General features: G+C 69.9%; 22 protein-coding genes. 16 read left to right on the top strand and 6 right to left on the bottom strand.

The features are described from left to right. The 3 genes from ACTJJ4_RS06425 (at position 1) to ACTJJ4_RS06415 (ending at position 3,633) form a co-directional block, all read left to right on the top strand. The gene (locus ACTJJ4_RS06425) at positions 1–1,179 is read left to right on the top strand and encodes a sensor histidine kinase (protein ID WP_440942503.1); all 1,179 of its coding nucleotides are present in this window, start codon (positions 1–3) and stop codon (positions 1,177–1,179) included. Then, the gene (locus tag ACTJJ4_RS06420) at positions 1,173–1,784 is read left to right on the top strand and encodes a response regulator (RefSeq protein WP_440942832.1); all 612 of its coding nucleotides are present in this window, start codon (positions 1,173–1,175) and stop codon (positions 1,782–1,784) included. The genes ACTJJ4_RS06425 and ACTJJ4_RS06420 overlap by 7 nt, the downstream gene beginning before the upstream one ends. A 103-nt stretch (positions 1,785–1,887) precedes the next feature. Further along, positions 1,888–3,633, top strand: a complete 1,746-nt coding sequence (locus ACTJJ4_RS06415; protein WP_440942831.1) for a Na+/H+ antiporter — start codon at positions 1,888–1,890, stop codon at positions 3,631–3,633. Positions 3,634–3,756: 123 nt separating this feature from the next. On the opposite strand, the gene ACTJJ4_RS06410 is transcribed toward ACTJJ4_RS06415, so the two are convergent. The 6 genes from ACTJJ4_RS06410 to ACTJJ4_RS06385 form a co-directional block, all read right to left on the bottom strand. Next, positions 3,757–5,493 (bottom strand): thiamine pyrophosphate-binding protein, encoded by a 1,737-nt coding sequence (locus ACTJJ4_RS06410; RefSeq protein WP_440942502.1) that lies wholly within the window; start codon positions 5,491–5,493, stop codon positions 3,757–3,759. A 164-nt stretch (positions 5,494–5,657) separates the two neighbouring features. After that, positions 5,658–6,473 (bottom strand): class II glutamine amidotransferase, encoded by an 816-nt coding sequence (locus ACTJJ4_RS06405; protein ID WP_440942501.1) that lies wholly within the window; start codon positions 6,471–6,473, stop codon positions 5,658–5,660. 102 nt (positions 6,474–6,575) lie between these two features. After that, the gene (locus ACTJJ4_RS06400) at positions 6,576–8,066 is read right to left on the bottom strand and encodes an MFS transporter (RefSeq protein ID WP_440942500.1); all 1,491 of its coding nucleotides are present in this window, start codon (positions 8,064–8,066) and stop codon (positions 6,576–6,578) included. 10 nt (positions 8,067–8,076) lie between these two features. After that, positions 8,077–9,501, bottom strand: coding sequence for a dihydroorotase (locus ACTJJ4_RS06395; protein WP_440942499.1), 1,425 nt, complete (start codon positions 9,499–9,501; stop codon positions 8,077–8,079). A gap of 1 nt (position 9,502) precedes the next feature. After that, complete coding sequence (locus ACTJJ4_RS06390) at positions 9,503–10,405, bottom strand: acetamidase/formamidase family protein (protein ID WP_440942498.1); 903 nt, start codon at positions 10,403–10,405, stop codon at positions 9,503–9,505. Beyond that, positions 10,402–11,346, bottom strand: coding sequence for a branched-chain amino acid transaminase (locus ACTJJ4_RS06385; protein WP_440942497.1), 945 nt, complete (start codon positions 11,344–11,346; stop codon positions 10,402–10,404). The genes ACTJJ4_RS06390 and ACTJJ4_RS06385 overlap by 4 nt, the downstream gene beginning before the upstream one ends. Positions 11,347–11,647: 301 nt before the next feature. Here ACTJJ4_RS06385 and ACTJJ4_RS06380 point away from each other — a divergent pair, with 301 nt between their 5' ends. The 13 genes from ACTJJ4_RS06380 to ACTJJ4_RS06320 all read left to right on the top strand — a co-directional run bounded on the left by ACTJJ4_RS06380 (position 11,648) and on the right by ACTJJ4_RS06320 (position 23,103). Further along, positions 11,648–12,535 carry an ABC transporter permease gene (locus ACTJJ4_RS06380; protein WP_440942496.1) on the top strand — a complete coding sequence of 296 codons (888 nt, stop codon included), beginning with the start codon at positions 11,648–11,650 and terminating at the stop codon, positions 12,533–12,535. Next, positions 12,532–13,383, top strand: coding sequence for an ABC transporter ATP-binding protein (locus ACTJJ4_RS06375; RefSeq protein WP_440942495.1), 852 nt, complete (start codon positions 12,532–12,534; stop codon positions 13,381–13,383). Before ACTJJ4_RS06380 ends, ACTJJ4_RS06375 begins: the two co-directional genes overlap by 4 nt. Before the next feature lies 1 nt (position 13,384). Further along, positions 13,385–14,209 carry an ABC transporter ATP-binding protein gene (locus ACTJJ4_RS06370; protein WP_285634405.1) on the top strand — a complete coding sequence of 275 codons (825 nt, stop codon included), beginning with the start codon at positions 13,385–13,387 and terminating at the stop codon, positions 14,207–14,209. Beyond that, a complete protein-coding gene (locus ACTJJ4_RS06365; protein ID WP_440942494.1) occupies positions 14,206–15,267 on the top strand; it encodes an ABC transporter permease in 1,062 nt (353 codons plus the stop codon). Before ACTJJ4_RS06370 ends, ACTJJ4_RS06365 begins: the two co-directional genes overlap by 4 nt. A gap of 72 nt (positions 15,268–15,339) precedes the next feature. Next, on the top strand, positions 15,340–16,167 hold the full coding sequence (locus ACTJJ4_RS06360; RefSeq protein WP_440942493.1) for a hypothetical protein: 828 nt from the start codon (positions 15,340–15,342) through the stop codon (positions 16,165–16,167). An 11-nt stretch (positions 16,168–16,178) separates the two neighbouring features. Further along, positions 16,179–16,997, top strand: coding sequence for an MBL fold metallo-hydrolase (locus tag ACTJJ4_RS06355; protein WP_440942492.1), 819 nt, complete (start codon positions 16,179–16,181; stop codon positions 16,995–16,997). Between the two features lie 64 nt (positions 16,998–17,061). Further along, entirely contained in the window at positions 17,062–18,663 is a 1,602-nt protein-coding gene (locus ACTJJ4_RS06350; protein ID WP_440942491.1) for an ABC transporter substrate-binding protein, read from the top strand. Between the two features lie 72 nt (positions 18,664–18,735). Continuing rightward, a complete protein-coding gene (locus ACTJJ4_RS06345) occupies positions 18,736–19,407 on the top strand; it encodes a cysteine hydrolase family protein (protein ID WP_440942490.1) in 672 nt (223 codons plus the stop codon). Between the two features lie 13 nt (positions 19,408–19,420). Continuing rightward, complete coding sequence (locus ACTJJ4_RS06340) at positions 19,421–20,125, top strand: hypothetical protein (protein ID WP_440942489.1); 705 nt, start codon at positions 19,421–19,423, stop codon at positions 20,123–20,125. Further along, positions 20,122–20,940 (top strand): MBL fold metallo-hydrolase, encoded by an 819-nt coding sequence (locus tag ACTJJ4_RS06335; protein ID WP_440942488.1) that lies wholly within the window; start codon positions 20,122–20,124, stop codon positions 20,938–20,940. Before ACTJJ4_RS06340 ends, ACTJJ4_RS06335 begins: the two co-directional genes overlap by 4 nt. A gap of 81 nt (positions 20,941–21,021) precedes the next feature. Further along, positions 21,022–21,939, top strand: a complete 918-nt coding sequence (locus ACTJJ4_RS06330; protein WP_440942487.1) for a polysaccharide deacetylase family protein — start codon at positions 21,022–21,024, stop codon at positions 21,937–21,939. 1 nt (position 21,940) lies between these two features. Next, positions 21,941–22,351, top strand: a complete 411-nt coding sequence (locus ACTJJ4_RS06325) for a cupin domain-containing protein (protein ID WP_440942486.1) — start codon at positions 21,941–21,943, stop codon at positions 22,349–22,351. After that, complete coding sequence (locus tag ACTJJ4_RS06320) at positions 22,348–23,103, top strand: aldolase/citrate lyase family protein (protein ID WP_440942485.1); 756 nt, start codon at positions 22,348–22,350, stop codon at positions 23,101–23,103. Before ACTJJ4_RS06325 ends, ACTJJ4_RS06320 begins: the two co-directional genes overlap by 4 nt. Positions 23,104–23,111: the final 8 nt, after the last annotated feature.

The following is a 23,111-nucleotide window of genomic DNA, read 5'->3' as shown; positions in this document are numbered from 1 at the left end:
ATGATGCGGGAGACCGACGAGACGGCCGCGGGCCGGGACGCCGAGGCGATCCGGCCCGCGGCCGGTTCCCTGCCCGCCAGGCGGATGGCGGAGCGGAAGGACAGCCAGCCGAAGAACCCATGGGAGCGGTTCGGCTGGCTGATGGCCGTGATCTGGCTGGTCTTCCTGGCGTATCCGGTGATCGCGCTGCTGGGCTCGACCGCTCCCGAGGCCTGGATCATCGTCGGCTGGGCGGCGATGATCGCCTTCGTCGCCCTGTACGTTCTCGGGTTCATGCGCGGCATGAGCTCGGGCGGTGGTCTGGGCCGGCCGCCGGCGCCGGGGCAGTGGCTGTTCTTCGGCGGGCTGATCGTCTGCGCGGTGATCTCGATCCCGGCGGAGGGCGGCTCGGCGCTGAGCTTCCTGCCGTTCATCATGTCGTTCGCGTCCTACGGGCTGAACCGGATCGCGCACTGGGCGACCTTCGCCGGCGCGGTGACCGTGACCGTGCTGTGGATCCTCCTGGTGCCGGGCGGGCTGGACTATGTCTCGGTGCTCGCGATCGTCGCCCTGCTTGGCGTGGTGAACACGGTGTCGACCTGGCTGATCATCCGCTCCGCCGACGCCGATCGGCTGGGACTCGAGCTGGCGACCAGCGAGGGCCGCGAGGCCGTGGCGCGCGATGTGCACGACCTGATCGGGCACTCGCTGACCGTGGTGAAGCTCAAGGCGCAGCTCGCCCGTCGTCTGATCGACACGGACCCCGAGCGCGCCAAGGCGGAGCTCGCCGCGATCGAGTCGCTGACGGCGGAGGCGATCGCGGGCGTGCGGGCGACGGTGGCGGGCGCCCGCGCCGCATCCCTGACCGAGCAGCTGTCGGCCAGCGCCGATGCGCTGCGGTCGGCCGGCGTGACACCCGTCGTCGACGGCGATCCCGGCGCGCTCTCGCCCGCGCAGGGACTGACGGCCAGCTGGATCCTGCGGGAGGCGACCACGAACATCCTGCGTCACGCCGACGCCTCGACCGTGACCGTCTCCGTGCGGCCGGGCATGCTGGCCGTTCAGGACGACGGGCGGGGCGCGGGCGACCAGGAGGGGAACGGCGTGCGCGGCATGCGCGAGCGGGCAGCGGCCGCCGGCGCGCGCTTCGAGCTGATCAGGCCCGTGACGGGCGGAACGCGTGTGGAGGTCACCTGGTGAGCATTCGGATCGTGATCGCCGACGACCAGGCGCTGGTCCGCGGCGCGCTCGCGGCGCTGCTGGCGCTGGAGCCCGACATCGACGTGGCCGGCGTCGCGGCCGACGGTGCGGAGGCGCTGACGCTGGTGGGCGACCTCGCCCCGGACGTCTGCCTGATGGACATCCAGATGCCGGGGCTCGACGGCATTGAGGCGACGCGACGGCTGCGCGCCGCCAGCCCCGCGACGCGCGTGCTGATCGTCACCACGTTCGCGCGTCCCGGCTATCTGCGGTCGGCGCTGGATGCCGGTGCCGCGGGGTTCATGGCCAAGGATGCCCCGGCGGAGGAGCTGGCCGACGCCGTCCGGCGCGTGCACTCCGGGCTGCGCGTGCTCGATCCGGCGCTCGCCGAGGAGAGCCTCTTCGAGGGCGCGAATCCGCTCAGCGACAGGGAGCGCCAGGTGCTGCGGCTGGCCGCCGACGGGAGGTCGGCCGCGGCGATCGCATCCGAGGTGTTCCTCTCGGCCGGAACAGTGCGCAACCATCTCTCAGCGGCGATCGGCAAGACCGGTGCCGGGAACCGCGCCCAGGCCGTGCGCATCGCGCAGGACAAGGGATGGGTGTGACGTCATCCTCTTCCGTGCGACGACACACGGGAATACCGTCTCCTTGACGGGCGCTGTGCTTCTTCGCACGTCGCGCCCGATGCGACGGCGGATGAGGTGGCGCATGGAGGGTCTGGAGATCACGGTCCTGCTCGGACTGACGATCCTGGTCGGGACGCTGCTCGCGCCGCGGCTGCGCATCGCGCTGCCGCTGGTGCTGGTCGTGTTCGGACTGCTGCTCGGCTTCGTGCCGGCGCTGCGGGAGATCCAGCTGCCCCCGGAGACGGTGCTGCTGCTGTTCCTGCCGGTGATGCTGTTCTGGGAGAGTCTGACGACTTCGCTGCGGTCCATCCGTCGCGACTTCCGGTACATCCTGCCGATGAGCACGCTGCTCGTGGTGGCCTCGGCGTTCGCCGTCGCGGGCGTGGCCGTCCTGTTCGGCCTGCCGTGGGAGATCGCGCTGATCCTCGGCGCCGCGGTCGCGCCTCCTGACGCCACCGCCGTCGCCGCGCTCGGGCGCCTGCTCCCGCGGCGCAGCTTCATGAAGCTCAAGGCCGAGAGCCTGACGAACGACGGCACGGCGCTGGTGCTCTACGCCATCGCGGTGTCGCTCGCGGTCGGCGGCCAGGTGACGCCGCTCATCGTCACCTGGACGATCGTGGTCTCGTACCTCGGCGGCATCCTGGTCGGCGCCGCCGTCGCCGCAGCCGGCTGGATGCTGCTGCGCCGCACGCGGTCGACGATCGCGATCAACGTGACGATGCTGCTGGTGCCGTTCGTGTCCTTCCTGCTCGCCGAGATGATCCACGCCTCCGGGGTGCTCGCCGTCGTGGTCGCGGGGCTGATCGCGGCATACCTCAGCCCTCTGGTCACCACCGCGGCGTCACGCCGCCAGGCCGAGGCCGCTTGGCCGTTCGGCGTCTTCCTGCTCAACGGCGCGCTGTTCGTGCTGATCGGCCTGGAGGTGCAGTGGGTGGCGCACCAGACGTCGCTGCAGACCATCGGCTGGCTCGTGCTCGCGACCGTCGTGGTCTGGGTGACGCTGCTCGTGGTGCGCTTCCTGTTCCAGCTGTTCGCCCTCCCGTTCCAGCGGCTCGGCGGAGGGCAGGTGCATCCGCGTGGCCTGCGCACCAGGATGCAGATCGTCTCGACCGTCGCGGGCATGCGCGGCGCGGTGTCGCTCGCGATCGCGCTCTCCGTGCCGATCGCCGACGGCGCGGGCATCCGCCTCGCCGGACGCGACGACATCATCTTCGTCACGGCGGGGGTGATCCTGCTCAGCCTGCTCGTGCAGGGTCCGCTGCTGCCGGCGGTCGTGCGCTGGGCCCGCTTCCCCGTCGACAACGGCGAAGCCGAGGAGTACGAGCTCGCCGAGCGCGCCATCTCCGGCGCGGCGATGGCTGCGCTCGACGGGCTGGCCACAGAGCACGGGATCAGCGACGAGGTGCGCGACCGCCTGCGGCGGGACGGCTATGAGCGGCTCGAGCTCGCCAACGCGCGTGCGATGGCGAGGGAGCGCGCGCTGATCGACGCCGAGGTGGGGGCGATGGAGGTCCTGCTGGACTCGCCCGATCCGCTCGCCGACGGCTCCGTCGAGCTGGGCGACCAGGCCGGAGCGCCGGGCCGGAGCGATGACCGCGTGACGCTGCAGATGGTCGCCACATCGACCGAGGTCGATCTGGAGCAGCGCTCGCCGCTGATCCGCCACGAGGAGATGTCCCGGCTCAAGCTGGCCGTGATCGAGCACAAGCGCGAGGTGCTGCGCGGCCTGCGCAGATCGGGTGCGGTCGACGACCTGGTCGTGTACCGGATCTCGGCAGATCTCGATCTGGAGCAGGTGCGGCTGCAGGGCATCGAGCAGCTGGACTGAGGGACATCGGGTCCGTTCCCGGGTACAGATGCACGACGGGGAACGGATGCACGGCCGAATGCCGTGATCGGCCGTGCAGGTGTTCCCGAGTCGTGCAGGCGTGCCGCAGGGACCCCGCGCCGCTCAGGAGTTCACGCGGATGATCTCCTGCTGGTACGGGGCGATCACCTTGCCCGAGATGCGCAGGTCGAGCACCAGGAAGCGGCGGACCGCCGGGTCCTCGGATGCCCACGACGCCAGGCGCTCGAGGTCGTCGAGCGTGCGCACCACGACGCCCTCGGCGCCGACGGCCTCACCGAACGCGGCGAAGTCGACCTGCGGGATGAGCATGGGCCCCTCGGCCAGGCCCTTCAGCCCGTAGAGGTTGACCTCGGCGCCGTAGGCGGCGTCGTTCCAGATCACGGCCATCCCACGTCCGCCGGCCGCGCGGACCGCCGACTCCAGGTCGGAGATCGCCATCAGGCCGCCGCCGTCGCCGGAGGTGAGCACGACCGTGGTCTCCGGACGCGCGCGGGTGGCGCCGACCACGCTCGGCCAGCCCTGGCCGATCGACTGGAACGCGGTGCCGACCATCATCATCCGGTCGGGCGCCGCGACGGGCCAGTACATGTTGGCCCAGCCGATGAAGTGCCCGCCGTCCGAGACGACCACGCGGTCCTCGGGCAGCAGTTCCGCGATGCGGCGCGCCGCCGAGCGCGGGTCCAGGCGTCCGTCGGGCGCGAGCTCCTCGCCCTCGGGGTACGCGCGGGCCGCGGCGATGTCGACGGTCTCGCGCCAGGGCTTGAGCGCTTCGCGCGGAGATGTGCGCTTCGTGCGGACAGAATCCGCGGATTCGTCCGCGGCAGGCGCACTTTCCCGCGCGAGGTGCACGTCGGATGCGGCCGGGCGGAGCCGCTCGACCAGTGCCTCGGCCGCCACTCGCGCGTCCGCGCGCACGAAGCCGCCGATGTGCGGGTGCGTCGCGGTGGGAGCCACGTCGATCTGGAACACGCGGGTGCCGGGAGCGAACAGCTCGCCGAAGCGCATCGTGAACTGGTTCAGGGAGGCGCCGAACACGACGGCCACGTCGGCCTGCCGGACGAGCTCCATGGCACCGTCGGCGCCGAAGCCGCCGGTCACGCCCAGGTCGTAGCGCGTGTCGGGGAACACGCCGCGGCCCAGGGCGCTGGACGCGGTCAGTGCGCCGGTCACGTCGGCCAGTGCGCCGAGGGCCTCGCTCGCGCCGGCCAGCCAGGCGCCGCGGCCGGCCAGCAGGAAGGGACGCTCGGCGCCGGCGAGGGCCGCGGCGATCTCGTCCAGCATCCCGCCGGCGAACTCGCCGCGCGGAGCCAGGGGAGCGGGGATGCGGGGCGCGGGCGCCTCGGGGACGGGCCCCGCTTCGAGGGCCGCGACGTCGTAGGGGATCGCGAGCACGACGGGAACGCGGTAGGTCAGGGCGTGCTCGATCGCGATGACGGTGGTGGCCGCGGCATCCGCCCGCCCGGTCGTATACGTGCGCGCGCCGACCGCGGAGGCGAGCGCGATCTGGTCCACATCCCACGGGCGAGGGCCCGAGGTCGGCTCGTCGCCGACCACCAGCACCAGCGGAACGTGCGCCTGCACGGCCTCGGCGAGCGAGGTGATCGTGTTGGTGAAACCGGCGCCGTAGGTCGTGGTGGCGGCGGCGATGCGCCCGGATGCCCGGAAGTGCGCATCGGCCGCGACCACGGAGCCCTGCTCGTGGCGTACCGCGGTGAAGGTGGCATCCGTCTGGGTCTCGATCGCGTCGAGGAAGTAGGCGTTGCCGTTGCCCATCACGCCGAAGACGTGGTCGATGTGCTGGGCGAGGGTGAGGGCGACATGAGCGGACACGGTGGGCATGCGAAAGCCTTTCGAGAGGAACGGAGGGGGTCCGTATGTGTCTCGCCGCTCGCGCGTCATCGCGGGACTCGATCGGAAGTGCTCCTGGATCGGTCGCAGAGTGCTTCGTGCCCCTTTTTCGGGCACCGGCCGTGGCCGGACTCCTCGATTCTAGCGATGCTCCGTCAGGATCGCGCGGCGAGGAGGGACGAGATCCCGATGGTCGAGCGCCGCCGGTCGTCGAGGCGGATGGCGATGACGGACTCGGCGGGGAGCGGCTCCCAGTCCGGCCCGGCCACGCCCGTCGAGCCGACCATGACCGTGCCGTCGGGGGTCTCCCGGATGCGCAGAGCGAAGTAGTCCTCGTTGTGCTCGTCCGGAAGCAGCTCCGCCACGGGCGCCAGCCGCGCCAGATCATGCTCGGTGAGGATGCTGGTGGCACTGGCGTGCACGACCACGAGGTGCTCTGCGTCGATGATCAGCGCGTTGAGGCTGGCGAGCGGGAACAGCTCGCGCAGCGTGTGCGCGACGTGCGCCGCTGCTTCGGGGAGCGGCTCGCCGGCCGCGACCCGTTCGCGGATCAGCGCGAAGTACATCTCGCTGTCGGTCGTGCCCTGCAGCGCTGCGACGCTGTCGGCGGAGAGCAGCCTCTGAAGCGTCTCGCGCGGCTTGATCGTCCCGTTGTGCGCGAACGCGATGCCGTCCGCCTCGAAGGGATGCGCGTTCCGGATGTTCACGGGCAGCCCGGCGGTCGCCCAGCGCAGGTGCACCACGGCTGCGCGGCAGGGCGTCGCGAGCGCCGCGTCGAAGTCGGGGTCCTCAGCGGCGGAGATCTCCGAGCGCGTCACGATCGGAGCGTCGCCGGGGGCGCGCACACCTGCACGGCCCCAGCCGTCGCCGTGCAGCCGCGCCAGTGACAGCAGGCTCTCCATGCCGTCCGCTCCCAGCTCTCCGCGCGCGCTGGCGGTGACGGGGGAGACGAAGGCGAACAGGCGGCACATGAGGGGACCTCGGTCGGTGGGCGGATGCGGGTGGGCATCCGTTCCGCGGAGCGGACGCCCTCTTCGTTTGTACCCCATCGCCGGCGGGGGTGGGGCCGTGCGTCAGATGTGCGACTCGGCGAGGGGACGCCGCTCGAGCGCGAGAATCATCGCCAGCGAGGCCAGGGCGAGAGGGATGAGGGCCAGGAACAGCGGGGGCAGTGCGGAGGCGTACGCCTCGGCGACGGCCGACCGCAGCCCCGGGTCCAGGAGCGCGAGATGCTCGGGGGAGATCGTCGCCAGCGGCAGATCCTCGCGCTGCGGGATGCCGCGTGAGTCGAGGGCGGACGCCAGCGAGTCATGCAGTCGCGAGGCGAACGCCACGCCGACCAGCGAGATCCCCATGGTCGCGCCCGCCTGACGGAAGAAGTTGTTGGCCGCCGTCGCCACGCCGATGTTCCGCGCCGGGAGGGCGTTCTGGGCCAGCAGGGTCAGCAGCAGCACGTTGGTGCCGATGCCCGCGCCCAGCAGCGCCGCCGAGAGCGAGAGGCGGAGCGGGGTGGTGTCCGGGCCGAGCGTCCCGAGCAGCAGCAGTCCCACCACCACGGCGCCGGCGCCGAGTGCCGGGATCAGGATGTACCGACCCGTCCTCGACACGGCGAAGCCGGTCAGTGTCGACGAGGTCACCGTCGCGATGATCATGGGCAGCAGGAGAAGACCCGCCTGCAGGGCGGAGAGCCCGAGCACCATCTGCGCGAACGACGGCAGATAGGACAGCACCACGAACGAGGCGACGCCGCTGCACAGCATCCCGGCCAGCGTCGCGAGGACGAACGTGCGGCTGCGGAACAGGATGCCGGGCAGCACCGGCTGCTCGGCCCGTCTCTCGGCGAACACGAGCGCGCACACCGCGCCGGCGCCCATCGCCCCGATGAACCATGACCACTCTGCGGGGAGCGAGGCGGAGGTGGCCGTGACCAGCGCGGTCGTCGCGATGCACAGCAGCAGCATGCCGGCGATGTCGGGCTGCACGCGGACGTCGCTCGGCCCGCTCGGCGCGATGAACCTCGCGCCGAGCGCCATCGCCACCGCCAGCAGGGGGAGCGTGCCCCAGAACACCCAGCGCCATCCTGGGCCGTCGGTGAGCCAGCCGCCGATCAGCACCCCGCTGATGGTCGCGACCGCCCACACCGAACCGAAGGCGCCGGCGTACTTGGCGCGCTCGCGGGAGGGGACCGCCGCGGCCATGATCGTCTGCGTCAGCACCATCACCCCGCCGCCGCCGATCCCCTGGGCGAGCCGGGCGATGATGAGCACGTCGAGGTTCCAGGACAGCGCGCCCAGCAGGGTGCCCAGGCCGAACACGATGCTCGCTCCGAGCAGCAGGCGCTTGCGATCGAGCACGTCGGAGAGCGCACCGGCCAGGGGCATGCTCAGCGTGGACGTCAGCACGAACGCGGCCACGATCCACCCGATCCGGTCCAGCCCGCCGAGCTCGGCGATGATGGTGGGCAGCGCGGTGTTCAGCACGGTCTGGTTGAACGAGACGACGAGCATCGACGCCATCAGGCTGATCACCAGCATCCGCACCGGTGCGGCGGCCGGCGCCGTCATGTGCGGTCCCTCAGCAGGCCGGACGGCTGAGCACGTCCGACGACACGCGCTGGCTCTGCAGCTCCCCGACCGGACCCGCCACCAGGTTGCGGTCGTCGACCATCACCTGGCCGCGCAGCAGCGTCATCATGTTCCAGGCGCGGGTGCGGTACCCCTCCCACGGCGTGTAGTCGGCCTCGTGCAGGTCCGCGGCGGTGACCCGCCGGTCCACGTCCGTGTCGATCACGGCGAGATCGGCGTCGCTGCCGACCGCGATCGCGCCCTTTCGCGGATACAGGCCCAGGATCTTCGCGGCGTTCGCCGAGGTGAGGTCCACGTAGCGGGTGAGGTCGAGGCCCCGGCCCACGACGCCCTCGGTGTACGCGACGGCCATCCGCATCTCGACCCCGGCGTGACCGCCCGTGGCGTCGTAGATCGTGTTGCCCCGCGTCTTCACGTCGAAGTCCGTGCACACCCCGTCGGTGGCGAGCGTGCTGAGCGTGCCGTCGATGAGCGCCGGCCACATGTGGTCGCGATCGTCGGCATCCTTCAGGGACGGGTAGGTGTGGTAGATCGCGCCGTGCGGCTCGCGGTAGTTCTCTGCGGAGAAGTAGGCGTAGTGCGGCAGGATCTCGCCGTAGATCGGGGCGCCCTCGCCGCGCGCGTTCCGGATGGCGTCGATGCCGACGTTGGCGCTCACGTGCATCAGGTAGATCGCGGCGCCCACGTGGCGGGCGAGCGTGATCGCGCGCTGGAACGACAGCTGCTCGGACAGCACGTTGTGCGCGTGGTGCATGTTCTCGATGCCGATCGCGCCCTGGTGCTTGAGACGGCGGTAGGAGTACATGACGATGTCGTCGTCCTCCGCATGCACCGCGAGCATGGCGCCCGCGGCGGCGGTCTGCTCCATGATGCCCCACATGTTGCCGAGGTCGGTCTTCTGGTGCGGGCGCGTGGGGGTGGTGTTGGTCATCCACACCTTCCAGCTGCCGTGGCCGTTGCGCACGGCATCCGGGATCTGCTCCAGCACGCTGAACGGGACCTCCGGCTCCTTGAACGTGCCGTGCAGCGCGAAGTCCGTGTAGGTCTGACCGTTCCATTCCGCGGCCTTGCGGGCGAACGAGTCGGAGAGGTCGTCGCCCGGCTTCCAGTGCGCGAAGTCGACCAGGGTCGTGGTGCCGCCGTAGATGGCGCCCTCGCTGACCCGGTCCGCTCCGAAGCACATGATCCCGCTCTCGGCGGCGGTGGGCAGCACGGAGTTGGTGTGCACGTGGGGATCGACGCCTCCTGGCACCACGAGCTTGCCGCCGACGTCGATCACGCGGGCGGCGGAATCGAGCGGCGTGGTGCCGGCGAAGGCGAGGGCGGCGATGCGGCCGTCGGCGATCGCGATGTCCAGCGGTTCGGCGCCGGAGGGGGTGACCACCAGGCCACCGGTGATGAGGAGGTCGTACATGTCAGTCCTCTTTCGTCTGGAAGGGAGCGGTGAGCAGATAGCGGGTGTCGAGGGAGACCTTCACGCTCCTGCGGGCGTTGACGAGCTGCGAGACGGCGACGTCGGCGGCGGCGGAGAGGAGCATGGCGGTGCGCTCGCGGGTCCATCCGCGGTCGGCGCGCACGATCGCCATCATCTCGTCGAGTGCGACGGTGGCGGCCTCGTCGAGATCCTCGCCGTCGCCGAGCACGATCATGCGATCCTCGGCGAAGACCACCGGTCCGCGCACGGGGGCGGGGCGCACGACGCGGCAGGACAGCTCGACCGAGCCCTCCATCTCGACGGCGGTGAGCGAGCACTCGCCGTCGCCCTGCACGGCGTGCAGGTCGCCCGCGTAGAGCAGACCGCCGTCCACCTGCGCGGTGATGAAGAGGGAGGAGCCGGTGATGATGTCGCGGCAGTCCATGTTGCCGCCGTAGCGGCCCACGGTCGAGGAGTTCGGGCTGTCGCCCTCGGGGGCGAAGCCGATCTTGCCGATCATCGGACGGATCGGGACGCGCACGTCATCCGGGAAGTGCGCGAACCCGTCGTGCACCGGGACCACCATCCCGTGCATCTCGAGCGGTTCGCCGAAGCCGCCGCGACCCGGCATCGTGACCATGCCGCCGCGATCGGCGATGCGGATGTCGTGGACATCGATGCGGACGAGGTCCCCGGGACGGACGCCCTCGATGCGCACCGGCCCCGTGACGGGGATGGAGAAGATCGAGAAGTCCTCGGCCGTCTCGAAGCGCGGATCGGTGAGCACGCTCCGCGCCTCGAGACGGAACCTCTGACCCTGCGCGACGGACAGCACCGGTTCGGCGCCCGGGTCGAACTCGCCCCGCGCGTGCAGGAAGTCGGCGTGCGCCGTCGCGCCGGTCATGCCGAGGCGGTGCCGTAGACCGGCGTGACCCAGTGGCCGAAGTCGGCGATGCGGCCGCGCACGGCATCCGCGTACAGGCCCTGCAGGCTCGCCGTGATCGGACCGGCGGAGCTGCCGTCGCCGATCTTCGTGCGATCCACGGAGGTCACGTGGTTGACCTCTGCGGCGCTGCCGCAGACGAAGATCTCGTCGGCCGAGTAGAGCTCGGTGCGGTCGATCGGGCGGATGTCGACGTCGAGCCCGAGCTGCGTGGTCGCCAGCTGCAGCACGCTGTCGCGAGTGATCCCCTCGAGGATGCTGTCGGTCGACGGGGGCGTGCACAGCCGGCCCTGGCGCACCATGAAGACGTTGTACCCCGCGCCTTCCGCGACGTGACCGCTCTCGGTGAGCAGCAGCGCCGCTCCGTAGCCGTTGCGCTTGGCCTCCAGCAGGGCGAGGCGTCCGTTCTGGTAGTTGGCGATCGACTTGACGCGAGGGGGCATCGCGCGGTCCGACAGGCGGGCCCAGCTGGAGATCTGGACGTCGAGGCCCGTCGCACCGAAGTAGTTGCCCATCGGGATCGCCGCCATGAACACCGTCGCGGGACCGGTGTCGTCCGGCTTGCCGTCGGGGGAGTCCACGAACACCTGCGTGCGCATGTGCAGGTTCGAGCGCAGCTCGTTCGCGCGGATGAGTCCGATCAGCTGATCGGCCAGCACGGCGGTGTCGGTGGGGCCGTCGATCTCGACGACCCGCATGGAGTCGATCAGCCGGCGCATGTGATCCTCGACGCGGAACGCGTAGAGCTCGCCGTCCTCCTCGCTCCAGTACGCGCGGAAGCCCTCGAAGACGCCGACACCGTACTTCGTGCTCGTGCTGAGCACATGCAGCTGCGCGTCCGCGTAGTCGATGAGCTCGCCGTCGTGCAGCAGATAGCGGACCGGGGAGGGAGTGGGGGACATCGTCGTGCACCATCCTGTCTTCAATCAAGAAGTGTTGTCATCACCATAATGAAGATCAGGGCCACTGAAGTCAATGCTGGATGAAGCTCTTCATTCTGATGAAACGTCGCGCTCGGGTCATCAGGTCAGGATTTACGCGTGTAGTCGACTTCAAGGGTTGACTCTCGCGTCGAATATGTCTTCAATAAGTTGATGATCCGCTTCCGGATCTCGACGACGAGGTCACGACAGGAGTCCGCATGTCAGATCAGCCGCAGGCCGCCGCGCTTCCCGGAGCCGCCCGACACCGCAGCAGGGTCTCGTGAGCGTGCAGTCCGCTCCGCCGACATCGGCGTCGATCCGCGCGGTGCGCTGGAGCCGGCGGGGCCGGCTCCGCCTGGGCGCGCGCTGGAACGGGATCGCGGCGACCATCGCCGTGATCGTCATCATCGGCCTGCCGGTGCTCGCGCTGATCGGCCCGTATCCGATCGATCCGTTCCGCCCCGACCCGAATGCGATCGGGATCGCGCCCGACGGGGTGCACTGGTTCGGTACGGACGGCAACGGCATGGACGTGTTCGCCCGCACGATCGAGGCCGCCAAGCTCGACGTGCCCATCTCCGTGGCGGCCACGCTGCTCGCGCTGGTCGTCGGCGTGCCCATCGGCCTGTTCGCCACGACGGGGCGGGTGGGTGACGCGGTCATGCGGGTCGTCGACGCATTCGCGGCGCTGCCGATCATCGTCATCGCGATCGTCGCGATCCAGCTCATGGGCGGCGGCGCCTGGAACGTCATCCTCGCGATCGCGATCGTCGGCGCTCCGCGCTTCGTGCGCCTGTCCCGGGCATCCGCCATCGCCCTGCGCTCCTCCCGTTACGTCGAGGCCGCCGTCGCCATCGGATGCTCGCCGATGCGCGTGGCGTTCAACCACGTCTTCCGCAACGCCTACGGCGTGGTGCTCGTGCAGGCGACCCTCACCGCGGCCAACGCGCTCGGGACGATCGCCGCACTGAACTTCCTCGGTGTCGGCGTGCACCCGCCCACACCCACCTGGGGCGCCATGATCAGCGACGGAGCCAGCATGCTGATCCGCGGGGAATGGTGGGCCGCCGCGTTCCCCACCCTGGCGATGCTGCTGGTGATCGCCTCGTTCAATGTGATCGCCGGTGCGATCGAAAACCGGATCGAGCGAGTGGAGCGTGCCCGATGAGCGGTCTGGAAGTGACCGGCCTGGTCACCGACTTCGAGAACAGGACGACCTCCGTCCGCGCGCTGCACGGCGTCTCGTTCGGCGTGGGCGAGAGCGAGGTGGTGGGCATCGTCGGCGAATCCGGTTCCGGCAAGTCCACGGTCGTCCGCTCCATCATCAAGCTCCTCATGCCTCCGGGGAAGGTGACCGACGGGCACGTCGACTTCTACGGCACCTCGCTGCTGGACCTCAAGGAGCGCGAGCTGCGCCGGATCCGCGGCAAGGAGATCGGCTTCGTCGCCCAGAACCCCTTCAGCGCGCTGAATCCGGTGCTGCGGATCGAGAAGCAGTTCGACAACATCGCCAAGGCGCACGGCGCGCCGCGCGGCCAGGAGCTGCACCGTCGCGCGGTGGACCTGCTCGAGGCCACCGGCGTGAAGGACGCCGAGCGGGTCATCCGCGGCTACGCGCACGAGCTCAGCGGCGGGATGGCGCAGCGCGTGGTCATCGCCATGGCGCTGTTCCTCAACCCCCGCCTGGTGATCGCTGACGAGCCGACCACCGCGCTCGACCTCACGGTGCAGCGCCAGGTGCTGGACACCCTCACCAGACTGACCGTCGACAGCGGCCGATCGATGCTGATCGTGACCCACGACCTCGGTGTCGTCGCCAACTACTGCGACCGCGTCCTGGTCATGTACCAGGGGCGGATCGTCGAGCAGGGGCCGGTGTCCCGCGTCTTCGTGACACCGGAGCACGAGTACACGGCGTCGCTGCTGGACTCCGTGGTGCGTCCGGAGGAGTCGCCCGCGGGCGGCACCAGGAACATCGCCACCGTCGGCGCCCGGCGCAAGGTCATGGAGTACTGAGATGGCACTGATCGAACTCACCGACGTCACCAAGACCTTCGCCCTGCCGCACGGCGGCGCCAAGGTCGCCGTGGACGGGGTCTCGCTCTCGGTGGAGCAGGGCGAGTGCCTGGGCATCATCGGCGAATCGGGGTCGGGCAAGTCGACCCTGGGCCGGCTGATCCTGCGCCTCTACGACGCCGACAGCGGCTCCGTGGTGCTCGAGGGGCAGGACATCCGCGCGCTGAGCAGGCGCGAGCTGCGCCGCCACCGCCACCGCTGGCAGATCGTGTTCCAGGAGCCGTACGCCTCCCTGAACCCGCGTCTGACCATCGGCCAGATCGTCGAGGAACCGCTCATCGTGCACGGCGGCTACGGTGGCCGCGCCGCTCGGCGCGAACGCGTGACCTCGACGCTGCAGGAGGTCGGGCTCTCGCCGGACTTCCTGGATCGTCGACCCGCCAACCTCAGCGGCGGTCAGCAGCAGCGTGTCGGCATCGCCCGGGCGCTGGTCACCGACCCGTCGCTGGTCGTGCTCGACGAGCCGACGGCATCCCTCGACCTCACGATCCGCGCGTCCACCCTGAGGATGCTGAACCGGCTGCGCGAATCGCGCGGTCTCACCTACGTGTTCATCTCGCACGACATCGAGACGGTGCGGCACTTCTGCTCGCGCGTCGTCGTGATGCACCACGGCCGCTTCGTCGAGAGCGGGACGGCGCAGCAGGTGCTGGACGCCCCGGTCGAGGACTACACCCGCAATCTCATGGCCGCGGCCATGCCGCCGATCCCGTACCGCGGACGCGCGGCCGTACTGGACGACCTCGACGTCTCAGGAGAATCATGATCCGCTACATCATCTCCCGTCTGATCATCGCCGTCCTGCTGCTGTGGGGTCTGATCACGCTGAGCTTCGGGCTGGTCTCCCTGCTGCCCGGCGACCCCGCCAAGGCACTGCTGGGCGAGTTCGCCACCCCGCAGGACGTCGCCAGGATCAATGAGCAGCTGGGCCTGGACAAGCCGTTCCTCGAGCGCTACCTCGACTACCTGGTGCGCGTCCTGCACGGCGACCTGGGGAAGTCGTTCTTCACCGGGAGCTCGGTGTCCGAGGAGCTCTGGACCCGGCTCCCCAACACGCTCGTCTACCTGGTTCCGGGACTGATCCTCGCTCTGGTCATCGGCCTGGCGATGGGCGCGGTCGCCGCGTACCGCGTGGGGCGCCTGCCGGACCGCACGTTCGGCGTGGTGGTGTCGATCCTCATGGCGATGCCGGAGTTCGTGCTCGCGCTGATCCTGCTGTTCATCTTCTACCAGCAGCTGAAGATCGCGCCGGCGCCGCTGGGCATGCTCTCCGCCCTCGACTCGCCGCCGCCGAAGGTGACCGGCTGGGTTCCCGTGGATGCCGTGATCGCCGGCCAGTGGGGGACGGTGGGCTCCATCCTCAGTCGGGCGGTGCTGCCGACAGTGACCATCGGACTGTTCTTCGCTGCGGCGTTCGGCAAGACGGTGCGCACCGGGATGCTGCAGATCCTGGGGTCGCCGCAGATCGAGTTCGCCCGCGCATGCGGCCTTCGGCCCGGGCAGGTCTTCCGGTACGCGCTCACCGATGTGCGCGGTGCCCTGATGACATACATGGTGCTGCTGTTCGCCGCTTCGCTCAGCGGTGCCGCGATCATCGAGAGCGTGTTCTCCTGGCCCGGCATCGGCGGCTGGTCGCTCGACGGCGTGCTGAAGGGCGATGTGCCGGTCATCCAGGGCTTCGTGCTCGTGATGGGCGCGACCAGCCTGCTCGGCTACGTGGTGCTGGACACCCTCATCACGCTGCTCGATCCCCGCACGCGGCAGAACGTCGCTCCACGCCGCCGCGAGGCCGCCCCGCAGGCCGCCGTCGCGACGGCCGCCTGAGTCCGCTCCGCGCCTGCGGAAACCGCGCCTCAGGTCTTGACAACCATCATTCATCTTCAATAGATTGAAGCCATGTTCACTAAAGTGCATGACGGCGGACTGACCGTCCTCGGCGGAGCCTACGAGCTCAGCGATCTCGTCAGCTGGGTCCCGCGCGGATCTACCGGCTACCAGGCGTCGAACTGCTACCTGTTGTCGGAGGGGGAGGACCACCTCCTCATCGACTCGGGGCTGGCGGTGCACAGCGAGCAGGTGCTCGACGACCTCGCGGAGCTGATCGGGGAGGGCGGCGGGGTCTCGATGTTCTTCACGCGGCCCGAGATGGACTGCGTCTCCAACCTCGAGCCCATCGCGCGCCGCTTCGACATCCTCCGGCTGTTCACCGGCGGTGTCATCAACCCGTTCGACGCCTTCGACGACGTGAGCAGGATGGCCCTCCGCGGGCGCCGCCAGCAGATCGACGGGACGCGCACCGCCGAGGGCGATGCCCTCGAGCGCTCGATGACCATCGAGGTCGCTCCCGGCCGCATCCTGGACGTCCAGTCGCCACTGCTGCGCCTGCTCCCCACCTTCTGGGGCTGGGACGAGAAGACCGGCGCGCTGTTCACCTCGGACACCTTCACGCACGGGGTCATGGGCCGTCCCGACGGCTACCGCTTCATCGACGCCACCGTGCAGGACGACACGACGCCGGCGCAGGTCGCCGCGCATCTGTTCGCCAAGTACGAGTGGCTTCCCCGCGCGACGAAGCACCCGCTGCGCGACTGGCTCGTGGAGACCTTCGACCGCTTCGATCCCGAGGTCATCGCTCCCTCGCGCGGCGCGGTCATCCGCGGGCGCGCCAGCGTCCGCCGCCACCTCGACCTCATGCTGGCCGCACTGGCCGACGACGCCGCTTAGGAGACATTGCCATGGAGAACATCATCACCGAGACGATGGCAGCCGAGTTCCCCCGGGAGATCAGGCCGGGCGTCTTCTGGATGGGCGCCTGCCTGCCCTTCCACCTCGCGGACCGCGTCATCCACGGCCACAACTCGGCCTACGTGGTCAAGGGCACCGAGGCGTCGATGATCGTCGACACCGGCAACCCGTCCAGCTGGCCGACCATCTCCGCCAAGCTCGACGAGCTTCTGGGCGACGAGCCGCTCACCTACGTCTTCCCGACGCACCCCGAGCTGCCGCACACCGGCAACCTGCCCCGGCTCGTCGAGAAGTACCCCGACATCAAGGTGGTCGGCGACATGCACGACTACCACCTCTTCTACCCGCAGATCGTGCCGAACCTGAACTCGCGCGTCCCCGGCGACGTCATCGACCTCGGCGGTGGACAGGAGGTGCGCATCGTGGAGGCGATGATCCGCGACCTGCCGAACACCCAGTGGGCGTTCGCGTCGCGCGAGAAGGTCATGTTCACGGCCGACGGGTTCTGCTACATGCACCGTCCCGAGCTCGACGACGAGGATCCGCTGCACCTCCCGGGGGAGTGCGCGCTCACGACCGACGAGCTCTCCCAGCCCATCGCCGTCGAGAACGCCGCGTTCTTCACTGGCAGCGCACTGTACTGGGCGCGATTCAACAACGACGCCGATCGCGTCTACGACCGCGTCCTGGCGCTCGTGGACGAACTCGGCGTCGAGATCGTCGCACCCACCCACGGGAACGTCATCACGAACGTCCGTGATGTCGAGCCCATCATCCGAGCGGGCCACAAGCAGGCCTACCGCTACTGAGGTCGGTCACCGCTCGCACCCCCCACCCACCCCTGCAATACCCGAAATCAGAACGGAACATGCAATGAAGCATTCACGTCTGGCTCTCCTCGGCGCGGTCGCCGCGGCGGTCTCGCTGGTCGTCACGGGGTGCTCCGGCACACCGTCGTCCGACGGGACGGCTCCGGCCGCGTCGAAGCCCGAGAGCGTCGTCGTCGCCGTCGGGGCGGTTCCCGACAGCCTGACCCCCTCGCCCTGGGGCGGCAGCGCCTCGCACGTCGTCCTCAGCGGGCTCGGCTCGCAGCTGATGGCGTACAAGGGCGCCGGCTCCGAGGAGAGCTGCCTCAAGCCGTCCACCGACCTCACCGGGCGTCTGGCCGAGAGCGCCGAGCTCAACCCCGACGGCACCGGCGTCATCGTCAAGCTCCGCGACCTGACCAGCCAGTGGGGCAACAAGCTGTCCGCCGAGGACGTCGCGTGGAGCCTTCAGATCGGCATGGTCCGTCAGCCGGTCATGAAGGGCACGCTGACCACGAGCGGGTTCGATGTCAACAACCTCACCAAGATCATCGACGAGCACACCATCCAGCTGAACACCAAGACGATCACGTCGTACACGCTCGCCTCGCTGCAGAACAACCTGTTCTACATCCACGACAGCGTCGAGGCCAAGAAGCACGCGACCGCGGACGACCCGACGGCCAACACCTGGCTCTCGAAGAACCTCGCGGACTACTCCGGCTGGGATCTCGAGGAGTTCACGCCCGGCACGTCGCTCACGCTGAGGGCCGACACGCACTGGGAGGGCAAGCGCGGCTCCGTCAAGCGCGTCGTCATCAAGGCCGTGTCCAACACCGCGACCCGCAGCCAGCTCGTCGAATCCGGCGAGGCCCAGGTGGCCGGATCGTTCGAGTACGACCAGTACGCGTCGCTCGCGAAGGCCCCCGGCGTGCAGGTGCTCGACTGCGTCGGCCAGACGCGCGACACGCTCATGATCAACACCAAGACCGGCCCCCTCGCCGACCCCGCGGTGCGTCGCGCCGTATCGCAGGCGATCGACCGCGCCGCACTCGTCAAGGGCGCGTACTCCGGCTACGGCGAGCCGTCGAAGGCGATCTTCCCGGGTGTGAAGGCGACCCCGAGCTACACCTTCGACAAGGCCGCGGCCAAGAAGGCGCTGGCGGATGCCGGATACCCGGACGGGTTCGACATGGAGCTGAGCTACAGCGCCACGCGCCCCGGCCCGGTGGCGGAGCGCTCGGCGGTGCTGATCCAGTCGATGCTCAAGGACGTGGGCATCCGCGTCGCGCTGAAGAACATCGCGAGCACCACGGACTTCTCGACCGCCGTGATCGACGGGCGCTACCAGGCGATCCTGTACTCCGAGCCGATCGTCATCAACGATCCCGCGTACTACAGCTACGCGTTCTACGCCGGCGGCGCTCCGAGCAACAGCACCGGCTGGGCCGACCCCCGGTTCGACGAGGCCCGTCTGAAGATGGCCGACGTCAAGACCAGCGAGGCAGATCGCAAGACGCTGCTGCAGGACGCTGCGGACTACATCGACGAGGGCTCGCCGATCCTCGCGCTCGTGCAGACCAAGAACATGCTCGCGCGGCAGAAGGGCCTGACCGGGGCGAATCCGCTCACCAACAACCAGATCTACTTCGCCGCCCTGGGCGGCTGACCAGAAGAGACATCACCCCGGTGCCGGTCGGAGAGCGATCCCGGCCGGCACCGGGTCTGAAAGGAGAACGACATGATCGAGATCTGCGGCAAGCAGGTGCGCGACACCTTCGCTGAACTGCTGGACCCGGCCACGACCGCACTGGTCGTCATCGACATGCAGAAGGGCGCCGTCTCCAAGGGTGGGGCCATCGCGGACTCCGGCCACAACATGAGCATGATGCCGCGCATCGTCGACCAGTGCGGTCGTGCGATCAGGGCGGCCCGGGCGAACGGCGTGCCGATCTTCCACATCTGCGTCGAGAACCTGCCCGACGGCAAGAGCTCGACGGCGGCCTGGCTGCGAGCGCTGTACACCGTGGGTCAGGGGCGCTCGACCGACCTCGGCAGGCTCAGCGCCAAGGGGGATCCGCTCACGGAGTTCACCGAGGCATGCGCGCCGGAGGGCGATGAGATCGTCATCCGCAAGCGCCGCCAGAGCGCGTTCGTCGGCACCGAGCTGGCCCTGCTGCTGCGCAGCCAGGGCATCGAGTCGGTCGCGATTGTCGGGGTGTCGACAGGTGGCTGCGTCGAGGCGACGCTGCGCGATGCCGGCTCCAACGACTTCTACGCGGTGCTGATCGACGACGCGGTCGGCGCGTACGACGAGACCGTGCACGAGGCGGCCCTGACCGTCATGCGCGCCCGCCACGACCACTGCTCGCTGGACGAGGCCATCGTGGTCTGGGAGAGCGCCGCTCGCTGAGCGGGGCACGCTGATGTCGGCCACCACAGTGCACCGCCTCGGCGGTGACATCGACCTCGACGAGCGAGTGAGCTGGTGCCCTCCGGGGGTGCGGGCCTCGCAGCCCGTCAGCTGCTATCTCATCATCGGCGAGACCGGTGCACTGCTGGTGGACACGGGCATCCGCGCCCACGAGCAGGAGGTGCTCGCCGCCCTGCAGGAGCTGTACGACGGCGGCGTCCCGCTCTCGGTGCTGCTCACCCGCACCGAGATGGAGTGCTGTCTGAATCTGCCGGCCATCGAGTCGCGGTTCCCGATCGACGCGGTCTGGTACACCGGCGGCATCACCGTGCCGCGCTCGCTCGCCGAGGTGCGGCGAGTGAGCGTCGAGCCCGGCACGGCGCAGTGGATCGAGCCGCACCCCGGCATGCGCATCGAGCTCATCTCCCCGATGATGCGGCTGCTGCCCACCCTGTGGGTTCACGAACCGGAGACGGGAACGCTGCTCACCTCGGACGCCTTCACCCACGGAGACGGGCCCGCCGAGAACGGCCTGGCGAAGTTCCGCTGGTTCACCCGCGCGGAGACCGGGGACATCGCGGCGCACGTGCGGTCGGTCATCGCGGAGAGACGGATCTCCCTGATCGGTCCCGGGTACGGCCGGCCGTACGAGGGCGAGAAGGTGGCGGAGCAGACCGCCGCGCTCGCCGCCGCCATCGAGAGGATCGGACTGTCATGACCGCCGTGTTCGAGTCGCCCCGCCGGATCGCCGACGGCGTGTACTGGCTGGGCGGTTGCCTTTCCGCCTTCGGCCACGGCGAGGAGGTGCACTACCACGTCAACGCCTATCTGGTGATCGGCGAGGAGCGCACCGCGCTGATCGACACCGGCGACCCCGCGCACCGCGCGGTCGTCCTGGCTCAGCTCGACGAGGCTCTCGCGGGGCGGACGCTCGACTACCTCGTCCCCACGCACCCCGAGATCCCGCACGCCGGGAACCTGCCCGCGCTGATGGAGCGGTTCCCGCAGGCGACCGTCCTCGGCGAGGTGCGCGACTACCATCTGCACTTCCCGGAGTTCGCCGATCGGCTGCGCGCGGTCCCCGCCGGACAGTCCGTCGATCTCGGCGGACGGGAGCTGGTGCTGATGCCGGCGCACATCCGCGACCTGGAGAACACCACCTGGGCGTGGGACTCCGGGGCCGGGGTGCTCTTCGTCTCCGACGGCTTCTCGTTCATCCACGACGTCCCGTCGCCGGATGAGGAGGCCGACGAGCCGGCGCATCTCCCGGGTCAGTGCCGCCTCTTCTCCGGTGAGATGCCCGAGCCTCCCTCCGTGGCACAGGCGGCGTACGGCACGGGTCGGGCGCTCTACTGGACGAAGTTCGTCGACGTCAGCGACGCCTTCACAGCGATCGAGGGCCTGCTCGACGAGCATCCCACCGGCTTCATCGGGCCCGCGCACGGCAACGTCATCGACGATGTCGACGGAATGCTGCGCACCTCTCTCGCGGCGCACAGAGCCGTGTATCAAGGCAGGGGGCTCGGCCAGTGAGAATTCACTATAATGAAGACAGGACTACCGGAGTGAACGCAAGGATGCTGCCGCCCGGTCTCGGAGGAAGAAGCACCGACCATGCGTGATCTCATCGGATACGGAGAGCACCCGCCTGTCGTGGGCTGGCCGAACGGCGCGCGTGTGGCGATCTCGCTGGTGCTGAACTACGAGGAGGGCGCCGAGCTGTCGATCGAGGCCGGCGACGAGCGCGACGAGGACATCTCGATCTTCGGCGGCTGGTCCGCCGACCCCAGCCGTCGCAGCCTGATGAAGGAGTCGTTCTTCGAGTACGGCAGCCGTGTGGGCATCTGGCGCTACCTCGGCATGTTCCGCGAGTTCGGCGTCCGCTCCACCGTCATGGCCTGCGGGGTCGCGCTGGAGCGCAACCCCGAGGCGGCGCGCGCGATCGTCCGCGACGGGCACGAGATCTGCGGGCACGGGTACAAGTGGCGCGGACTGGTCGGCATGACCGCCGAGGAGCAGCGGGCCGAGATCCGCCGCTGCGTCGACTCCATCGAGGAGACCGCCGGCGTGCGGCCCACCGGATGGTACGTCCGTGAGGGGATCACCGAGGAGACCCGCGACGTCCTGGCGCAGGAGGGGTTCCTCTACGACTCCAACTCCTACTCCGACGACCTGCCCTATTACGTGGACACGGAGCAGGGTCCGCACCTGGTCGTGCCCTACTCCGGCGACACGAACGACGCCCGGTTCTGGGGGAGCGGCAGCCTCGGCAGCCCGGACGACTACTTCGCCGTGCTGCGCGACACCCTGGACTGCCTGCTCATCGAGGGGGCGGAGACGCCCCGGATGATGTCGGTCGGCGTGCACCTGCGCATCGGCGGCCGCCCCAGCGTCGCGATGGCCGTGCGCCGCTTCCTCGCCTATGCGCAGGAGCAGCAGGGCGTCTGGTTCGCCACACGCGAGGAGATCGCGCGCTGGTGGCTGGAGCATGCTCCCGCCGGGAGCTCGCGCGAGCTCGAGGAGGCGCGCTGACATGGGCCGTCCGCCGGCGGACATCTCCCGTCTCGTGCACAACGCGCACGACATCGGGTTCAGCGACCTCGCCAAGATCGGGCTGAAGGGCCAGCGCGACGAGGGGCAGGTCTGCAACCTGATCTCCCGCGACCTGAGCGGCTCCGACGACCTCAACGTAAGCCTCGGGCGGATCCTGCCCGGGCAGCACCATCTGTGCCACCACCACCCGGACGTGTCCGAGTTCTACGTGATCATCTCCGGCACCCCGATCGTGCATCTCGACGGCACCGACTACCGGGCGCGCCCCGGCGACGGGATCTACATCCCGCGCGGCACGAGCCACGGCATCACCAACGACACCGACGAGAACATCGAGATGGTGGTCGGGATGAGCAAGCCCGCCGACTGGCAGTTCGTGTGCGACGAATGAACGCGCACGCACCGCTCCGCAACGAGGTCGGGCTGATCACCGCAGACCCCACGCCGACCCTGCTCGGCCTGCTCGAGGTCGCCGGGATCGACTCGGTCGTCATCGACGCCGAGCAGACCGGAATCACCGTCGCCGCGTGCGCCGATGCCGTGCAGCGACTCCGCGGCAGCGGGGTGCGCGTCGGGATCCGCGTTCCCGCCCTGGACGACGACTGCCTGCTGGCCTTCGCGAACACCGGCGCCGACGAGCTGGTGCTCCCGCGCGTGCGCCGGGTCGAGGAGCTCGAGGGCGCCCATCGTGCGACCCGATTCCCTCCCGAGGGCGAGCGGCCACGGCAGGTCTCGCCGGCATCGCGCTACGGCACCGCCTATGCGCACGTGCCCGTGCTGTCCGTGCTCGTCGAGACGACGGATGCCGTGGACGCCATCGAGCAGTTCGCCGCGCATCCGCTCTTCGAGGGGGCGTGGATCGGCCCGACAGACCTCGCGGACGACCTCGCGCGGGCGGATCGTGCGGGGGAGCTGGACTCCGCCGTGCAGCGCGTCATCGACGTGGTGGCCGCGTCCGGGCATCCGATCGGCCTGCCCGCCCCCTCCGCGGCCCGCGCCGCCGAGGTGCATGCGCGCGGCGCGAACAGGGCCGCGGTGTACTGGGAGCGCGAGGTGACGGCGACTCTTCGCACCCTCGCTGCGTCTCGGGGCGCCGAGGACGCGCTATCGTCTCGATACAACGGGCCATCGTCAACGAAGTGAAGGGCTGA

The organism is Microbacterium sp. 22195 (assembly GCF_052056515.1).
Classification (GTDB): domain Bacteria; phylum Actinomycetota; class Actinomycetes; order Actinomycetales; family Microbacteriaceae; genus Microbacterium.
Note: the sequence above shows the minus strand (reverse complement) of the source record. Positions and strands in the feature narration are given on the sequence as shown.

Coding starts and splice junctions, on each gene's coding strand:
- ACTJJ4_RS06425 (WP_440942503.1), top strand. CDS start 1: ATGATGCGGGAGACCGACGAGACGGCCGCGGGCCGGGACGCCGAGGCG.
- ACTJJ4_RS06415 (WP_440942831.1), top strand. CDS start 1,888: ATGGAGGGTCTGGAGATCACGGTCCTGCTCGGACTGACGATCCTGGTC.
- ACTJJ4_RS06410 (WP_440942502.1), bottom strand. CDS start 5,493: ATGCCCACCGTGTCCGCTCATGTCGCCCTCACCCTCGCCCAGCACATC.
- ACTJJ4_RS06405 (WP_440942501.1), bottom strand. CDS start 6,473: ATGTGCCGCCTGTTCGCCTTCGTCTCCCCCGTCACCGCCAGCGCGCGC.
- ACTJJ4_RS06400 (WP_440942500.1), bottom strand. CDS start 8,066: ATGACGGCGCCGGCCGCCGCACCGGTGCGGATGCTGGTGATCAGCCTG.
- ACTJJ4_RS06395 (WP_440942499.1), bottom strand. CDS start 9,501: ATGTACGACCTCCTCATCACCGGTGGCCTGGTGGTCACCCCCTCCGGC.
- ACTJJ4_RS06390 (WP_440942498.1), bottom strand. CDS start 10,405: ATGACCGGCGCGACGGCGCACGCCGACTTCCTGCACGCGCGGGGCGAG.
- ACTJJ4_RS06385 (WP_440942497.1), bottom strand. CDS start 11,346: ATGTCCCCCACTCCCTCCCCGGTCCGCTATCTGCTGCACGACGGCGAG.
- ACTJJ4_RS06375 (WP_440942495.1), top strand. CDS start 12,532: ATGAGCGGTCTGGAAGTGACCGGCCTGGTCACCGACTTCGAGAACAGG.
- ACTJJ4_RS06370 (WP_285634405.1), top strand. CDS start 13,385: ATGGCACTGATCGAACTCACCGACGTCACCAAGACCTTCGCCCTGCCG.
- ACTJJ4_RS06365 (WP_440942494.1), top strand. CDS start 14,206: ATGATCCGCTACATCATCTCCCGTCTGATCATCGCCGTCCTGCTGCTG.
- ACTJJ4_RS06360 (WP_440942493.1), top strand. CDS start 15,340: ATGTTCACTAAAGTGCATGACGGCGGACTGACCGTCCTCGGCGGAGCC.
- ACTJJ4_RS06355 (WP_440942492.1), top strand. CDS start 16,179: ATGGAGAACATCATCACCGAGACGATGGCAGCCGAGTTCCCCCGGGAG.
- ACTJJ4_RS06350 (WP_440942491.1), top strand. CDS start 17,062: ATGAAGCATTCACGTCTGGCTCTCCTCGGCGCGGTCGCCGCGGCGGTC.
- ACTJJ4_RS06345 (WP_440942490.1), top strand. CDS start 18,736: ATGATCGAGATCTGCGGCAAGCAGGTGCGCGACACCTTCGCTGAACTG.
- ACTJJ4_RS06340 (WP_440942489.1), top strand. CDS start 19,421: ATGTCGGCCACCACAGTGCACCGCCTCGGCGGTGACATCGACCTCGAC.
- ACTJJ4_RS06335 (WP_440942488.1), top strand. CDS start 20,122: ATGACCGCCGTGTTCGAGTCGCCCCGCCGGATCGCCGACGGCGTGTAC.
- ACTJJ4_RS06330 (WP_440942487.1), top strand. CDS start 21,022: ATGCGTGATCTCATCGGATACGGAGAGCACCCGCCTGTCGTGGGCTGG.
- ACTJJ4_RS06325 (WP_440942486.1), top strand. CDS start 21,941: ATGGGCCGTCCGCCGGCGGACATCTCCCGTCTCGTGCACAACGCGCAC.
- ACTJJ4_RS06320 (WP_440942485.1), top strand. CDS start 22,348: ATGAACGCGCACGCACCGCTCCGCAACGAGGTCGGGCTGATCACCGCA.